Source organism: Flavobacterium sp. FPG59 (assembly GCF_002150205.1).
Lineage (GTDB): Bacteria > Bacteroidota > Bacteroidia > Flavobacteriales > Flavobacteriaceae > Flavobacterium.
In genome coordinates, this window is record NZ_MTCA01000385.1 from 1 (window position 1) to 1,213 (window position 1,213).

The following is a 1,213-nucleotide window of genomic DNA, read 5'->3' on the forward strand; positions in this document are numbered from 1 at the left end:
TTTGATATATTTGTATCATATATTAATTTAACGGGGATATTTACAAGTCTTACAATATATTCTGCAGCTAAATATTCTTGCATAGATTTATGTACAAATTCATAAGAATCATAACTTGATTTTATTATTATCCCTGTATGATCTTCTAGTTCTTTTACAACTTTTTCTCCATCTTTTAAAGGGAGTTGATATGACATATAAATGCGCTTATAAGATTCTATAAAATCAAATTCGGAATATTTTTTATGAGCATACGAAATTGTAAGATCATAAGCGAAATGTGATAAAAAATCAAATTTTCGTTCATTATCAAAATCTGAATATCTAGATTCCCTAACGATTCCTCTTTGCTCATCCCATTCGTCTATCAGTAATCTAACTAATTTTTTGTAAATTGAACGAGGCTTGTCGTAAAATTTTTTTGTCTTTTCAAATATTGCACATAAATGCGCAAGAGTTAAAGGACGTAGCGAAAAATCAAAAAACTTTGAACTATTTAAATTTGTTATAAATTCTTTTGCTTCGTTCTTTTTAACAAACCATTTATTTACAAACTCTACTATTTGATATTCATTTAAATCACACAATTCATATTCTGTTGAATTATCAATAGAAATATTGTAAGAAGCGCTTCTTGATGTAACAACCACTAAACTATTATTCAAGTTAAGCATTAGAGATTTAATTTCTTGATAGAATTGAGATACTCTACTAGGCCTAACCTCATCTAGTCCATCTAAGATTAAAACTATATTCAAACTGTTTAAATAACTATTAATATATCTCTCACGTAATTGCAGATTATCTAGTGATATAGTTTTATCCTGTTGTTTAGAGGATATTTCAATTCCAAAAATTATTTTAAGTTTGGAATAAATACTTTCTGCATCAGTTATATCTCTTAAATTAATTAATATTGGGAATTTGTAATTAATTTTAATTGCATTATTTAAAAGCATTTGACAAATATGCTTGATTGTTGTAGTTTTTCCAGCTCCTGGACCTCCAAGAATTACCAAATGTGTGGAGGTATTTGATAAAATTTCTTCTATGCTAGACTTAGCTTGCTTTTGGTCAGAAAATCGTAAACGCTTAGCTTGTAATTCTATATTTAAGTCTATATATACATCACTTATTTTTCTGCTTCCCCCTAAATCTTTAAAGAAAATATTTTGAGTAGAGTTAATCACAAAAACACTATGCTCATATAATG

At 27.0% G+C, this 1,213-nt stretch carries 1 protein-coding gene; it reads right to left on the bottom strand.

Going from position 1 to position 1,213, the window contains the following annotated elements:
• A partial coding sequence (locus FPG59_RS16180) for an NACHT domain-containing NTPase (RefSeq protein ID WP_140344726.1) occupies positions 1-1,213 on the bottom strand: 1,213 nt, incomplete at both ends.